The sequence below is a fragment of the Micromonospora sp. NPDC023869 genome (assembly GCF_055559695.1).
The window spans coordinates 38,985-53,099 of the sequence record NZ_JBVHKD010000001.1 but is presented as its reverse complement, the minus strand read 5'-3'; the positions used below and the strand labels follow the sequence as shown (position 1 = coordinate 53,099).

At 72.9% G+C, this 14,115-nt stretch carries 15 protein-coding genes; 14 read left to right on the top strand and 1 reads right to left on the bottom strand.

What is annotated here, in order from left to right; genetic code table 11:
- Positions 1-80 precede the first annotated feature (80 nt).
- From eno to ACZ31C_RS00170, 14 genes are all read left to right on the top strand, one after another.
- Positions 81-1,364 (top strand): phosphopyruvate hydratase, encoded by a 1,284-nt coding sequence (gene eno / locus ACZ31C_RS00235; RefSeq protein ID WP_396740605.1) that lies wholly within the window; start codon positions 81-83, stop codon positions 1,362-1,364.
- A gap of 29 nt (positions 1,365-1,393) precedes the next feature.
- Positions 1,394-2,023: a septum formation initiator family protein gene (locus ACZ31C_RS00230; RefSeq protein WP_396740603.1), complete on the top strand. Its 630-nt coding sequence runs from the start codon at positions 1,394-1,396 to the stop codon at positions 2,021-2,023.
- 36 nt (positions 2,024-2,059) lie between these two features.
- Positions 2,060-2,617, top strand: a complete 558-nt coding sequence (locus ACZ31C_RS00225) for a DUF501 domain-containing protein (RefSeq protein WP_350695693.1) — start codon at positions 2,060-2,062, stop codon at positions 2,615-2,617.
- Positions 2,614-3,147 (top strand): amino-acid N-acetyltransferase, encoded by a 534-nt coding sequence (locus ACZ31C_RS00220; protein WP_465793553.1) that lies wholly within the window; start codon positions 2,614-2,616, stop codon positions 3,145-3,147. The genes ACZ31C_RS00225 and ACZ31C_RS00220 overlap by 4 nt, the downstream gene beginning before the upstream one ends.
- A gap of 53 nt (positions 3,148-3,200) precedes the next feature.
- Positions 3,201-4,139, top strand: coding sequence for a Ppx/GppA phosphatase family protein (locus ACZ31C_RS00215; RefSeq protein WP_465794329.1), 939 nt, complete (start codon positions 3,201-3,203; stop codon positions 4,137-4,139).
- Between the two features lie 104 nt (positions 4,140-4,243).
- On the top strand, positions 4,244-4,744 hold the full coding sequence (locus tag ACZ31C_RS00210) for an LppU/SCO3897 family protein (protein WP_465793552.1): 501 nt from the start codon (positions 4,244-4,246) through the stop codon (positions 4,742-4,744).
- A gap of 200 nt (positions 4,745-4,944) precedes the next feature.
- The gene (locus ACZ31C_RS00205) at positions 4,945-5,631 is read left to right on the top strand and encodes a dienelactone hydrolase family protein (protein ID WP_465793551.1); all 687 of its coding nucleotides are present in this window, start codon (positions 4,945-4,947) and stop codon (positions 5,629-5,631) included.
- Entirely contained in the window at positions 5,624-6,364 is a 741-nt protein-coding gene (locus ACZ31C_RS00200) for a uracil-DNA glycosylase (RefSeq protein WP_396740595.1), read from the top strand. The genes ACZ31C_RS00205 and ACZ31C_RS00200 overlap by 8 nt, the downstream gene beginning before the upstream one ends.
- A 78-nt stretch (positions 6,365-6,442) precedes the next feature.
- On the top strand, positions 6,443-7,171 hold the full coding sequence (locus ACZ31C_RS00195; protein WP_465793550.1) for a DUF4129 domain-containing protein: 729 nt from the start codon (positions 6,443-6,445) through the stop codon (positions 7,169-7,171).
- Complete coding sequence (locus ACZ31C_RS00190; RefSeq protein WP_396740591.1) at positions 7,168-7,758, top strand: hypothetical protein; 591 nt, start codon at positions 7,168-7,170, stop codon at positions 7,756-7,758. The genes ACZ31C_RS00195 and ACZ31C_RS00190 overlap by 4 nt, the downstream gene beginning before the upstream one ends.
- Positions 7,758-8,765: an AAA family ATPase gene (locus ACZ31C_RS00185; protein ID WP_465793549.1), complete on the top strand. Its 1,008-nt coding sequence runs from the start codon at positions 7,758-7,760 to the stop codon at positions 8,763-8,765. The genes ACZ31C_RS00190 and ACZ31C_RS00185 overlap by 1 nt, the downstream gene beginning before the upstream one ends.
- 6 nt (positions 8,766-8,771) lie before the next feature.
- Positions 8,772-10,142 (top strand): DUF58 domain-containing protein, encoded by a 1,371-nt coding sequence (locus tag ACZ31C_RS00180; RefSeq protein ID WP_465793548.1) that lies wholly within the window; start codon positions 8,772-8,774, stop codon positions 10,140-10,142.
- A complete protein-coding gene (locus ACZ31C_RS00175; RefSeq protein ID WP_465793547.1) occupies positions 10,139-10,693 on the top strand; it encodes a hypothetical protein in 555 nt (184 codons plus the stop codon). The genes ACZ31C_RS00180 and ACZ31C_RS00175 overlap by 4 nt, the downstream gene beginning before the upstream one ends.
- Positions 10,694-10,847: 154 nt before the next feature.
- Positions 10,848-12,173, top strand: coding sequence for an NAD(P)/FAD-dependent oxidoreductase (locus tag ACZ31C_RS00170; protein ID WP_465793546.1), 1,326 nt, complete (start codon positions 10,848-10,850; stop codon positions 12,171-12,173).
- A gap of 36 nt (positions 12,174-12,209) precedes the next feature.
- On the opposite strand, the gene ACZ31C_RS00165 is transcribed toward ACZ31C_RS00170, so the two are convergent.
- Positions 12,210-14,039, bottom strand: a complete 1,830-nt coding sequence (locus ACZ31C_RS00165) for a hypothetical protein (RefSeq protein WP_465793545.1) — start codon at positions 14,037-14,039, stop codon at positions 12,210-12,212.
- Positions 14,040-14,115 lie beyond the last annotated feature (76 nt).

The window sequence follows — 14,115 nt, the reverse complement described above, 5'->3', positions numbered from 1 at the left end:
ATACGCTGCGTTCAACACCTGCCTCAGCCGCACCGTCGCGGCCCATACCGCACGAGACGACACGAACGAGGAGCGACTCAGTGGCAACCATCGAGGTAATCGAGGCTCGGGAGATCCTGGACTCGCGGGGTAACCCGACGGTCGAGGTCGAGGTCGGGCTGGACGACGGCACGGTCTCCCGGGCGGCGGTGCCCTCCGGCGCCTCCACCGGCGCCTTCGAGGCGGTCGAGCTGCGCGACGGTGACAAGGGCCGCTACCTGGGCAAGGGAGTGGAGAAGGCGGTCGCCAACATCGAGGACCGCATCGTCGACCAGCTCATCGGGTACGACGCCAGCGAGCAGCGGGTGATCGACCAGAAGATGCTGGACATCGACGGCTCCGACAACAAGGGTGAGCTGGGCGCCAACGCCATCCTCGGCGTCTCGCTGGCGGTGGCCAAGGCGGCGGCCGGCAGCGCCGGGCTGAGCCTCTTCCGCTACCTGGGCGGGCCGAACGCGCACCTGCTCCCGGTGCCGATGATGAACATCCTCAACGGCGGGGCGCACGCCGACAGCAACGTCGACATCCAGGAGTTCATGATCGCGCCGATCGGCGCGCCGAGCTTCCGGGAGGCGCTGCGCTCCGGCGCCGAGGTCTACCACGCGCTCAAGACCGTGCTGAAGAAGAAGGACCTGTCGACCGGGCTCGGCGACGAGGGCGGCTTCGCCCCGAACCTGCCCACCAACGCCGCCGCCCTGGACCTGATCGCCGAGGCGGTGGAGAAGGCCGGCTACACGCTCGGCACCGACATCGTCTTCGCCCTGGACGTCGCTGCCACCGAGTTCTTCGCCGACGGGCGCTACACCTTCGAGGGCGTCGCCAAGAGCGCGGAGGAGATGAGCGAGTACTACACCAAGCTCGCCGACGCGTACCCGATCGTGTCGATCGAGGACCCGCTGGCCGAGGACGACTGGAGCGGCTGGCAGACGCTGACCGCCGCGATCGGCGACCGGGTCCAGATCGTCGGTGACGACCTGTTCGTCACCAACCCGCAGCGCATCGCCCGGGGCATCACCGAGCGGGCGGCCAACGCGGTGCTGGTGAAGGTCAACCAGATCGGCTCGCTGACCGAGACCCTGGACGCGGTCGACCTGGCCCACCGGGCCGGCTTCAAGTGCATGATGAGCCACCGGTCCGGCGAGACCGAGGACACCACCATCGCCGACCTCGCGGTGGCCACCGGCTGCGGCCAGATCAAGACCGGTGCCCCGGCCCGCTCCGACCGGGTGGCCAAGTACAACCAGCTCCTGCGCATCGAGGAGGAGCTGGCCGACGCGGCGCGGTACGCCGGTGCGGGCGCCTTCCCGCGTTACCGTTCCGCCTGACGGGTGGTGAACCTCGGGGGAGGGGTGTGATGCAGCAGCGCCGCACGCCGGGTGGTCAACGTCCGGCCCGCCGGCCGGGCCGCACCGGTCGGCCCGGCACCGGCCGGGGCGCGGTCCGGGACGGCGGAGGGGTCCGCGCCGAGTCGCGTACCACCGCCGGCCGGGCGCCGTCGGCCGCCCGCGGTGCCGAGGGCGTACGCTCCGCCAAGCGGCCCGCCGCAGCCCGGCGCACCGCCGCAGGCGGCGTCACTCGGCTCTCCGCACCCCAATCCCGAGGTCTCACCGGCCGGGCCACCGTGCTGGTCGCGGTGCTGATCGCGCTCGCGCTCGCCTACACGTACCCGGTCCGGGTCTATCTCGACCAGCAGGCCGACATCGAGCGGATGGAGGCCTCGCAGGCCGCCCAGCGCAAGCTGATCGCCGAGCTGACCGAGGAGGCCGAGAAGTGGCAGGACGACGCGTTCATCGAGGCCAAGGCGCGGGAGCGGTTCTTCATGACCCGGCCCGGTGAGAAGTTGGTGGTGCTGCTCGACGACCCGGCCGGGGCCGCGCGGGACGCCGGCACCGCCCAGCCCGGCACCCCGTCCACACCGGACCGCTGGTACGACACGCTCTGGTCGAGCGTGCGCGCCGCCGACGCGACCCCGACCGTCGACTGAGCACCGACCACCCCCGCACGAACGAGAGATGGCACCGTGACTGTCGTACCACCGCAGGAGCCGGCTGCGGCCTCCGTACCCCCACCGAAGCGGGAACCGGCCACGGAGGCCGACCTCGCCGCGGTGGCCGCGCAGCTTGGACGCCCGCCGCGCGGCACCCGGGCGGTGGCGCACCGCTGCCCGTGCGGCCTGCCCGACGTGGTGGAGACGACGCCCCGGCTGGCCGACGGCACCCCCTTCCCGACGCTCTACTACCTGACCTGCCCCCGCGCGACCGCGGCGTGCAGCCGGTTGGAGTCGGCCGGGTTGATGCGGGAGATGGCCGACCGGTTGGCCGCCGATCCGGAGCTGGCCGACCGCTACCGGGCCGCGCACGAGGACTACCTCGCCCGGCGGGACTCGATCGCCGAGGTCCCCGAGATCGCCGGCATCTCGGCTGGCGGGATGCCCGGCCGGGTGAAGTGCCTGCACGTCCACCTCGGTCACGCGCTCGGTGCCGGGCCCGGCGTGAACCCGTTCGGTGACGAGACGCTGGACCTGGTCGAGCCCTGGTGGGCGGCGGGCCGGTGCGTCGACGTGCCGGACGCCGAGTGAGCGGCGAGCCCGTTCCGGACGGGGCCGACGACATCCTGGTCCGGCCCGCCCGCACCGCCGACGTCCGGGCCATCCGTCGGCTGGTGGACACCTACACCGACGACCGGCGGCTGCTCAGCAAGGCCACCGTCACGCTCTACGAGCACGTGCAGGAGTTCCGGGTCGCCAGCCGGGTCGCCGACGGCGCGGTGGTGGGCTGCGGCGCGCTGCACGTGATGTGGGAGGACCTGGCCGAGATCCGGACGGTGGCGGTCGACCCGACCTGCCGAGGTCGGCGGATCGGGCACCGGATCGTGGCCGAGCTGATCGAGGCGGCGCGGGACCTGGGCATCGCGCGGATCTTCGTGCTCACCTTCGAGACCCGGTTCTTCGGCTCGTTCGGCTTCACCGAGATCGACGGCGCTCCGGTGCCGAACCCCGTCTACGAGCAGTTGCTGCGCTCGTACGACGAGGGCGTCGCCGAGTTCCTCGATCTGGAACGGGTCAAGCCGAACACGCTGGGCAACACCCGGATGCTGCTGCGTCTCTGAGGCCGGGTGCCCGGTCGGCTCGCCACTGTAGGGTGACCGTCGTGACGACGCGTGTGGCCGCCATCGACTGTGGCACCAACTCGATCCGGTTGCTGATCGCCGACCTGCCCGACCCGTCGGAGGGGCCCACCGCGCCGCTGCGCGACGTGTCCCGGCGGATGGAGATCGTCCGGCTGGGCCAGGGCGTCGACGCCACCGGACGGCTCGCCCCCGAGGCGATCGAGCGGACCCGGGTCGCGCTCGCCGACTACGCCGCCGAGATCGAGAAGTCGGGTGTCGAGCGGGTGCGGATGTGCGCCACCTCGGCCAGCCGGGACGCGGAGAACGCCGCCGACTTCCGGGCCATGGTGCAGCAGACGCTGGGCGTGGCGCCCGAGGTGGTCAGCGGCGACGAGGAGGCCCGGCTCTCGTTCACCGGCGCGGTACGCGGACTGCCGTCCGACGCGCGGTCGCCGTACCTGGTGGTGGACATCGGCGGCGGCTCCACCGAGTTCGTGGTCGGAAGCCGGGACGGCGGCGTCGACGCGGCGATCTCGATGGACATCGGCTGCGTCCGGATGACCGAGCGGCACCTGCACGGGGACCCGCCCGGGCTGGACGAGATCGCCGCCGCGCAGGCCGACATCGCGGTGGCGGTCGACCGCGCGCTGACGGTGGTGCCGGGACGCGAGGCGGCCACGCTGGTCGGGCTCGCCGGGTCGGTCACCACCGTGGTCGCGATCGCCGAGGGCCTCACCGGGTACGACCCGACCCGCATCCACCACGCGCGGGTGTCGTACGACCGGGTGGCGCAGGTGACCGCCGAGCTGCTGGCGGCCAATCGGGAGCAGCGGTTGGCGATCCCGGTGATGCACCCGGGCCGGGCCGACGTCATCGGTGCCGGCGCGCTCGTCCTCCGGGTGATCATGGAACGGGCCGGGATGGACTCGGTGGTGGCCTCCGAGCACGACATCCTCGACGGCATCGCCTGGAGCCTCGCTCCGGTCGGCTGAGTGCCTTCTGGGAAATAGCTGAACGGTTGATGCCCACGGGGCGACGGACGACATCGATGATCGCTTACGGTGTCGTCTGCTCATCCACCCTGGAAGGACAAACCGTGTCAGAGCAGGTCGCATCGGCTCCCGCGCCGAATGCTTCGCAGGACCCGTCGAGTGTCCCGGCACCGCCCTCCGGAGAGGCGGCGGGACAGTCGGCGCCGCCGACCGAACCGGCACGTGGGTCCGGTGGCAAGAAGAAGCTGATCGGCATCGTCGGCGCGCTCGTCGTGTTCGCGGTCATCACCGGTCTGAAGTTCGGCCTCGCCAGCCTCTTCGACTCCGACCAGACCGCCGAGGCGAAGTCCGGTGACTGCATCGCCGAGCTCCCCGAGACGATCGGCGAGCAGGAGACCGAGGTCAGCGGTGCGAAGGTGGTCGCCTGCACCGACACCGACGCCGCGTACAACGTGGTCGGTCGGGTCGACGACCAGACCGAGGCCCAGGCCCGCACCGGTGAGGCGTGTGAGCCGTACTTCAAGGAGGGCGAAGACGGCTACGTCTTCTACAGCGTCAAGCCCGGCGCCACCGGCTACCTGCTCTGCCTGACCCGAAAGGCCTGACGGCAGGGCATGGCCCGGCACCATCGACGGCGGCACCGGCCCCGGTGCCGCCGTCGGCGTGTCGAGCGGGGTGTGCGAACGGGAGGTGAACACCACTGCTCCCGCATCTTCCTAGCGATGGTCACCCCGTGGCAGGCTACCGACACGTACGACCACTGGGCGACCAGCCAACGATGACTGACCGCTAGGAGGATGGGCCGATGGGCGAGATGGTTACTTACCGTGGCGACGGAGGTACCGGCGAGGGGTATCTCGCGGTGCCCGCCAGTGGCACGGCCAGCCCTGCGGTCATCGTCATCCAGGACTGGTGGGGCCTGGTGCCGCAGATCCGGTCGGTGGTGGACCGCTTCGCCGAGGCGGGCTTCGTCGCGCTGGCCCCGGACTTCCGGCACGGCGAGCCGGCGGGCAAGCCGAGCGAGCCCCGACGACTGTTGAACGGTCCACAGATGGACGAGGCGGCCCGCGAGATCGCGGTGGCCGCCGACTACCTCGCCGGGCGTGCCGAGGTGACCGGAAAGGTCGGCTGCGCGGGCTTCTGCGCCGGGGCGAGCCTGGCGCTCTGGGCGGCCAGCCACTCCGAGCGGATCGTCGCCGCCGCCGCGTTCTACCCCCGGCTGCCCTGGGAGGGCATGAGTCCGGAGTGGACCGACTACGCCGGAAAGGACGCCCTCGTGCATTGCTCCGAGGCGGACGGCACCTCCACCGACCCCGGCGTCCAGACGGTCCGCCGGGCGATCGAGAACGCCGGCGGCACCTGCCAGTTGCACGACTACCCGGGCACCGCGCACGCCTTCTTCAACGAGGACCGGCCGGAGAAGTTCGACCTGCGTGCCGCCACCAGCGCCTGGGCCCGCACGCTCGAACTGTTCCGGGCCAAGCTTGGCTGAGTCGCGTACCCCGGCCGACGTGGTCGCCCGCGCCACGCGGGCGGCCGACCTGACCGACCTCGACGCGGCCGTCGCCGACTGCTTCGCCTGCCCCCGGCTGGTCACCTGGCGGGAGGAGGTGGCGCGCACCCGACGCGCCGCCTTCCGCGACCAGGAGTACTGGGGCCGGCCGGTACCCGGCTTCGGTGACCCCGAGGCCCGGATCGCCGTGCTCGGACTGGCCCCGGCGGCACACGGCGGCAATCGCACCGGACGGATCTTCACCGGCGACCGCTCCGGCGACGTGCTCTTCGCCGCGCTGCACCGGGCGGGCCTGGCCAACCAGCCGACCAGCGTGGCCGCCGACGACGGACTGGCCCTGCGGCACACCCGGATCTTCGCGGCGGTGCGGTGCGCCCCGCCGGACAACAAGCCGAGCCCGGCCGAGCGGGACACCTGTGCGCCCTGGCTGCACCGGGAGGTCGACCTGATCCGACCGACGCTGCGGGTGGTGGTGGCGCTGGGCGGCTTCGCCTGGGCCGCGTGGTGGCCGGTGGCACGCCACGTGTACGGCGTCCGTCCGCCCAGCCCGCGACCGTCGTTCGGCCATGGGGCACACTGGTCCGGCACGGCCGTACCGGAACTGCTCGGCTGCTATCACGTCAGCCAGCAGAACACCTTCACCGGACGGCTGACACCAGGAATGCTTGACGATGTGTTCGCCCGGGCGAAAGAACTGGCCGGGTTGGACTGACGCTGCGGGGTGGTGGAGATGGCGGACGCGACGCAGACGAGCCCGCCGTACGCCCTGGTGGAGCGAAGGTAGGTCGACGTGGACCTGCTGCGCAAGTGGTGGCCCGTCACCGCGGTGATCGGCCTGCTCGCCGTCGTCACGCTGGCCGCCGCACACTCGTCGATCGGCGCGAGCCGGATCCCGCCGGCCGTGCAGGACGCCCCGTTCGTCCTGGAGTACCCGACCGGCGACCCGCGTCCCTCGATCCCGGTCGAGCCGCGCGACGCCGCCGAGCAGACCCGGGCCGAGATCCCGCCCTGGATCGGCACGCTGGCGTTGGCGCTGCTCGGGCTCGTCCTGCTCGTGGTCATCGGCTACCTCGCCTGGACGGTGATCCGGGGCATGACCCGCCGGGTCACCCGGCGGCTGCCCGCCCGTCCGGCCCGCCGCAGCGCCGCCGGCACCGCCCGCGAGGTGGTCGCCGCGGTCGACGCCGGCCTGGTCGACCTGGACGACCGGGACACCGACCCGAGGACCGCGGTGATCGCCTGCTGGGTCCGCCTCGAAGAGGCCGCCGCCGGTGTCGGGGTGCCCCGACGGGCCGGTGACACCCCCACCGACCTGGTCACCCGGCTGCTGCGCGGGGACTCCGCCAACGGCGTGCCGGCGATCGTCAGCGCCGACGTGCTGGCCGAGCTGGCGCAGGTCTACCGCGAGGCGCGGTACGCGACCCGCCCGGTCGAGGAGCGCACGCGCGACCAGGCCCGCGCCGCCCTGCAACGGTTGCGCGGCGAACTCACCGCCACCGCCGCCGGAGTGCCGGCATGAGCAAAACCAGTATCGACGACCTGCTCAGCTTCGAGGAGGAACGGCCGGTCCAGCAGGAAGCGCCCCGGGGTGGGCGGCTGCGGAGCCTGCTCGGGTTCCTCGGCCTCACCGCCGCCGCGACCGTCGTCCTGATCGCCGGGCTGCGGGCGGTCGGGTTGCGGGTGTCCCTGGTGGTGCTGGTCGCCGGAGTGGTCACCGTGCTCGCGGTACGCCGCATCGTCGCCACGCTCGCCCCTCCGCCGCGCTCCGGACAGACCGTGGCGCGGCCGCAGCAGGACGGCGAGGAGGACGGGATGTACAACTGGGACGCCCGGGACGCGCTGCGCACCGCGATCAACGGGTGGGAGCTTCCTCTGGAGTGGTCCAAGACCCAGCCGGAGCGCTTCTCCCACGTGATCCTGCCCCGCCTCGCCGAGCTGGCCGACGAGCGGCTCCGGCTCAAGCACGGCGTGACCCGCGAGTCGGATCCCGGCCGGGCCCGGGCCCTGCTGGGCGAGCGACTGTCGACGTTCCTGGACACCCCGCCCCGCCGTACCCCTTCGCCGCGCGATCTCGCGGCGATCGTCGCCGAACTGGAGAAGATCTGATGAACGACGTCGGCCAGACGATGCCCCCCGCCGAGGTCGGCCGCCTCGCCCGGGCGGTGTTGGACGCGGTGGGCCAGGTCGTGGTCGGCAAGCGGGACTCGCTGGAACTGGTCCTCGCTGGCATCCTCGCCGGTGGACACGTGCTCCTGGAGGACCTGCCCGGCCTGGGCAAGACGCTCACCGCGCGGTCCTTCGCCCAGGCGCTCGGGCTGGACTTCCGCCGGCTCCAGTTCACCCCGGATCTGCTGCCCGCCGACGTCACCGGCTCGTTCCTCTACGACCAGCGCAGCGGCGACTTCACCTTCCGGGCCGGCCCGGTCTTCACCAATCTGCTGCTGGCCGACGAGATCAACCGGACGCCGCCGAAGACCCAGTCCGCCCTGCTGGAGGCGATGCAGGAGAAGCAGGTCTCGGTCGAGGGGGTCACCTATCGCCTGGACGAGCCCTTCCACGTGCTCGCCACCGCCAACCCGATCGAGTACGAGGGCACCTATCCGCTGCCGGAGGCGCAGCTGGACCGTTTCCTGCTGCGAGTGTCGTTCGGATACCCGGAGCACGAGGAGGAGTGGGAGGTGCTGCGTCGGCGGATGGCCCGCCGCCGCGAGGAGGCCGAGATCAAACCGGTCGTGGACGCCGCCACCCTGCGCGCCATGCAGGCGGCGTTGGAGGACGTGGTGGTGGAGGACTCGGTCGGCCGGTACATCGTGTCGTTGACCGCGGCCACCCGGGAACACCCGTCGGTGCTGGTCGGTGCCTCGCCGCGTGGCTCGCTGGCACTGCTGCTGCTGGCCCGGGTGCGGGCCGTGCTCTCCGGCCGGGACTACGTGGTGCCGGAGGACGTCAAGGACGTCGCGGCACCGGCGTTGGCGCACCGGATCACGCTGCGGCCGGAGATGTGGCTGCGCCGGGTCGACCCGTCTTTCGTCGTCGGCGAGGTCCTCGACGGCACTCCCGCGCCGGCCAGTGGCGCGCTGCCCAGTTACGCCGCCGGTGGACCGGGACGCTGACCCATCGTGACCGCTCCGGACCGACCGGCCCCGCCGAGCTGGACGCCGACTGCGGCGCTCGGCCGCGCGGTGCTGCTCACCGGCCTGCTGCTGGCCGCCGCGGTGCTGTTGGGTCGGGTCGACCTGGTCGTGCTGGCCGTGCCGTTCGCGCTCGGCACCGCGTACGCGCTGCGTCGCCGACCCACCGAGCTGCCCCAGGTGTGGATCAGTGCCGACGAGGCGCACCTGGTGGAGGGCGGCGACGTGAGCGGCACGGTCAGCGTCGGCAACCCGGGCACCGTGCCGTACGACGTGGCGGTGCTGCGTACCCGGGTCTCGCCGTGGCTGCGGGTGACCCGGGCGGCCCTCGCCGGTGGCGACGCTCCCGCCGGCCAGCGCTCCTCTCCGACCGACCGGCCCTTCGTCACCTCCGTCGCCCCGGACACCGCAGTCGACCTGGAGCTCTCCGGCACCGCGTTGCGGTGGGGACGGCACCGGATCGGCCCGGCCGGCGCCCGCGTCGCCGCCGCGCAGGGCCTGCTGACCTCCCGTGCGGTCTACGCCGAGCCGATCAGGTCCAAGGTGTACCCGAAGACCGAGCCGTTCGACGCGGTCGAGGCGATGCCCCGAGCCGCCGGCCTGGTCGGCGCGCACCATTCGCGTCGGCCCGGCGAGGGCGGCGAGCTGGCCGGTGTCCGCGTGTTCGCCCCCGGCGACCGGCTGCGTCGCATCGACTGGCGGGTGTCGCTGCGGGCCCGGCAACTGCACGTGGCGTCCACCCTCTCCGACCGGGACGCCGAGGTGGTCGTGCTGCTCGACGTGCTCGCCGAGGCGGGCCGCTCCGGCGGGATCGCCGGCACCGCCTCGGTGCTGGACACCACGGTCCGGGCCGCCGCCGCCATCGCCGAGCACTACCTGCACCGGGGCGACCGGGTGGCGTTGCTGGAGTACGGCCCGAGCGCCCGCCGCCTTCGCCCGGCCACCGGACGCCGCCAGTACCTCACCGTCCTGGAGTGGCTGCTGGACGTGAAGGCGCAGTCCTCCCCGCACGAGCCCTACGACCAGGTGTTCGGGCCGCAGGTGCTCTCCGCCGACGCACTGGTGGTGGTCCTCACGCCGCTGCTCGAGGAGCGGTCGGCGCAGATGCTGGCTCGGCTGGCCCGCTCGGGGCGGTTCGTGGTCGCGGTGGACACCCTGCCGGCCGACCTGACCCCGCCGACCGACCGGGGCTGGGCCGAGGTGGCGTACCGGCTGTGGCGGCTGGACCGGGAGACGATGATGGCCCAGCTTCGCGAACACGGGGTGCCGGTGGTGCCCTGGGCCGGTGCGGGCAGCCTCGACCAGGTGCTGCGGGACGTGGCCCGGCTGGCCACGGCACCCCGGGTGGGTGGCCGGTGATCGCGCGGCTCAAGGCGGTACGGACGGCGGCCGGTCGGATCACCCTGGCCCCGATCCTGGTGCGCTTCGGCGTCTTCCTCGTCACGTTCGCCGGGTTGCTGCTGTCGTACCCCGTCCAGATGCTCCAGGGGCAGACGCTCGGCGCGCTGGCTGTGGTCGCGGTGGCGCCCGCGGTGTCACCACACCGGTTCTGGCCGAGCTTCGCCACGCTGGTCACGGTCGCCGGCTGGGTGCTCGCCACCGACCTGCACGAGCGGCCGATCACGCTGTGGCGGCTGCTGTTCGTGGCGGCGCTGCTCTACCTCGCGCACACGCTGACCGCCCTGGCGGCACTGCTGCCGTACGACGCGGCGGTGGACCCGGATCTGATCGTGCGTTGGCTCACACGGGCGGGCACAGTGGTGCTCGCCACGTCGGTCCTCGGGGTGCTGCTGGTCGAGTTGGCCCGGGTCGGCAGCGACGGCACCGGACGGATGCCGGTCACGATCGCCGGTCTGCTGGTGGTCGTCGGGTTGACCGCGATGCTGGCCTGGCTGCTGCGACGCAGGTGAACGGCGGCTCGGACGGGATCGTCGGGGCCTGCGGTGCCACTGTGATTCGTCCGGTTTCGTCCCTGCGGTAGCGCGGGTCACACTGAGGTTGTGCTCGGTCACAGAAGGGTGCCGCGAGCGGGGTTACCGGCGCTGGCACGGGAAAGATGTAAGCGTGAATCCGAAGCGGATCCTTGTGGTGGGTGCCGGGCACGTCGGGCTCTACGCGGCCCTGCGCCTGTCGAAGAAGCTCAGCTCCCGTGAGGCCGAGGTCATCGTCGTCGACCCGCAGCCGCACATGACCTACCAGCCGTTCCTCCCCGAGGCGTCGGGAGGGAACATCTCTCCGCGGCACTCCGTGGTGCCGCTGCGTCGCGAGTTGCGTAAGTGCACGGTGGTGGCCGGTGCGGTGACCCGCATCGAGCACGACCGCAAGACCGCCACCGTGCAGCCGATCATCGGCCCGCCACGGGAGATCGCGTACGACCACGTCGTGGTCGCCCCGGGTTCGGTCTCCCGGACCCTGCCCATCCCCGGCCTGCACGAGCACGGCATCGGGTTCAAGACCATCGGCGAGGCCATCTACCTGCGCAACCACGTGTTGGAGCAGTTGGACGTGGCGGCCGCGACGACCGACCCGGAGGTCCGGCGCCGCGCCCTCACCTTCGTCTTCGTCGGCGGCGGGTACGCCGGCATCGAGGCGCTCGCCGAGATGGAGGACATGGCCCGGCACGCGCTGAAGTACTACCCCGAGCTGACGGCTTCGGACATGCGGTGGGTGCTGGTCGAGGCCACCCAACGGGTCCTTCCCGAGGTCGACCGGGACATGGGTGCCTACACCGTGCAGCAGTTGCTGAAGCGGGACATGGACATCCGGCTGGACACCCGCCTGGAGTCCTGTGTCGACGGGGTGGTCACGCTGTCCGACGGGGACAGCTTCCCCTCGGACACCATCGTCTGGACGGCGGGCGTGAAGCCGGCACCGATGCTGGACGCCACCGACTTCCCCCGCGACGAGCGGCGTCGGGTCACCTGCCGACCCACCCTCCAGGTGGTCGACGGGGACCGGGTCCTCGATGGCGCCTGGAGCGCCGGTGACTGCGCCGCCGTACCGGACCTGACCAAGCCGCCGGGCAACTTCTGCTCGCCCAGCGCCCAGCACGCGGTACGCCAGGCCCAGCGGATGGCCGACAACATCGTCGCCGTGGTCCGTGGCGGGCAGCCGGTCGACTACAAGCACAAGCACGCCGGCAGCGTGGCCAGCCTCGGCCTGCACAAGGGCGTGGCCCAGGTCTACGGCATCAAGATGACCGGCTGGCCGGCGTGGTTCATGCACCGGACGTACCACATGAGCCGCATCCCCTCGTTCAACCGCAAGGTCCGGGTGGTGGTCGACTGGACGTTGGCGTTCTTCCTCAAGCGTGAGGTGGTCGCCCTCGGTCAGTTGCACGACCCGCGCGAGGAGTTCGCCGAGGCGTCCTACCCGGGCTCCAAGGCGTAGTGGTCCGAGCCCGCGCGGCCCACCGGCCGCGCGGGCTCAGACCCGCCAGATCCAGGCGTCGGCCACCCGGCTGGACGGCCCGTAGAGCGCCTCCAGCGTCAGCCGCAGGCTGTCCGCGTGCGCGGTGGCGACCGCCAGCACCACGCAGGAGGCACCCCAGTGCCGCACGTCCTCGGCCGCCCGGCGGCGCTGGTTCTCGCCGACCACCGGGCGTAGGCCGCTTCGGGCCACCTCGGCGAGCAGCGCGGCCGTGGGCCGTGGGGCCACCCCCATCGCGGCGCTGCCGCCCCGGCCGTGCGGGCCGATGAAGAAGCCCTCCGGCATGCCGAAGGCGGCGTCGGCCGCCGTCGACCATCGCATCGGCCAGGGGTCCTTCGGCGTCGCCAGCGGCACTGGCACCAGCACCCCGCCCGGTTCGACGCAGGTCCGCCAGTGCCCGGCGGTGACGAACTCGGGCACCGGCGTGCGCGCGGCGGTGGGCAGCGGCGTCGGGACCAGTGGCAGGAGCACCACACCGGCCGTCACCAGCGCCAGCCGTCGGGCACGCCGCCCCGCGCGCAGCGTCCGGTCCAGCGCGAGCACCAGGATCGTCGCCGCCAGCGGCGGCACCGCCAGGGCGAAACGCATCGGCAGCGCACCGTCCACCACCGGCAGCCCGGCCAGCAACGCGTACGGTCCGGGCAGGCCGGTGCCCTCGCCGGAGTGGACCACCTCCGGGCCGAGCGAGAGCGTCCCCATCACCAGGATGCCGGCGAGGCAGGCCAGCGCCAGCGGGCACCGCCGCAGCCAGAGCGCACACCCGGCGGTGACCACCAGCAGGGGCCAGCCCAGGAAGGTGTTGTACTCCGCTGGCCCGGTGGTCAGCTCGGCCGAGCGCTCGTCACCGAGCAGGGTCAACGGCGAGACCGCCCACCAGCTGCGCAGGTCGGCCGAGAAGTAGTGCGGGCTGAACATGCCGTCGGCGACGCCGAGCGGCCCGGCGAACTGGAGCCACAGCGGGCGGGCGAGCACCAGCAGGGCCAGTCCGGTGGCGAGCGCCATCCCGCCGACGAAGGCGGGCAGCGCGCGGCGGGTCAGGTCCCGGTCCACGGCCGCCATGGTCGCGGCCATCACCAGCAGGGTGACGGCGGCGAGGAACAGCACCTCCTCGCCGACGAACACCTGGACGCAGACCACGGCGGCGAGCCCCACGGCAGAGGTCACCAGCCGCCGCCGGTCCGGCCCGGCACGCCCGGTCCCGTCGGCGGCCCGGAGCAGGCGCACCACCAGCCAGACCACGACCGGCAGCAGCCACTGGGCGGTCATGTGCAGGTGGCTGTTGGTCTGCGAGACCATCCCGGGGCCGAAGCCGCACAGCGCGCCGCCCAGGACGGCTGCCAGGCGGTGCACGCGCAGCAACCGGGCGAACAGCAGGTACCAGGCGGTCGCGGTGGCGGCCAGGTTGCCGGCGGCGAGCAGGGCGAAGGTGACCGGCGCGCCGAACACCAGGGTCACCGGTGCGAACAGCAGGCCCAGGGCGACGACCGAGGTGTTGGCCATCAGATTCACCCCGTCCGGGGCGTTCAGCCGGTCGGTGTGCAGCCCGAAGTCGCCCAGCAGGGCCCGCGCGTCCACGGTCAGGAACCACTCGTAGAGGACCTGGTCCTCGGGGTTGAGGGCGAGCACCCGCCCCGTCGGGTCGGGCCAGAGCCCGTGTGTGAGCCAGCCCGCCAGCACCACGAACGCCAGCCCCACCAGCAGGTCGGCCCGGTGCCGCGTGACGGCCGCCACCAGCCGGGCCCGGCGTGGCAGGCGTACCCGATCGGTGGTACGGATCGCCCGCTCGGACACGCCGTTTTCGCGTGCGGTGGGTGCGGCGCTGCTCACGGCCTCGACCCTAGTGCGGGTGCTCCGCGCGGGACGCCGCAGCGGGCGGGAACCCGCTACCGTGGCACTGCACCAC

What these genes read in the sequence shown, in the direction of transcription:
- ACZ31C_RS00230 (WP_396740603.1), top strand. Translation starts at nt 1,394, where the DNA reads ATGCAGCAGCGCCGCACGCCGGGTGGTCAACGTCCGGCCCGCCGGCCG.
- ACZ31C_RS00205 (WP_465793551.1), top strand. Translation starts at nt 4,945, where the DNA reads ATGGGCGAGATGGTTACTTACCGTGGCGACGGAGGTACCGGCGAGGGG.
- ACZ31C_RS00190 (WP_396740591.1), top strand. Translation starts at nt 7,168, where the DNA reads ATGAGCAAAACCAGTATCGACGACCTGCTCAGCTTCGAGGAGGAACGG.
- ACZ31C_RS00185 (WP_465793549.1), top strand. Translation starts at nt 7,758, where the DNA reads ATGAACGACGTCGGCCAGACGATGCCCCCCGCCGAGGTCGGCCGCCTC.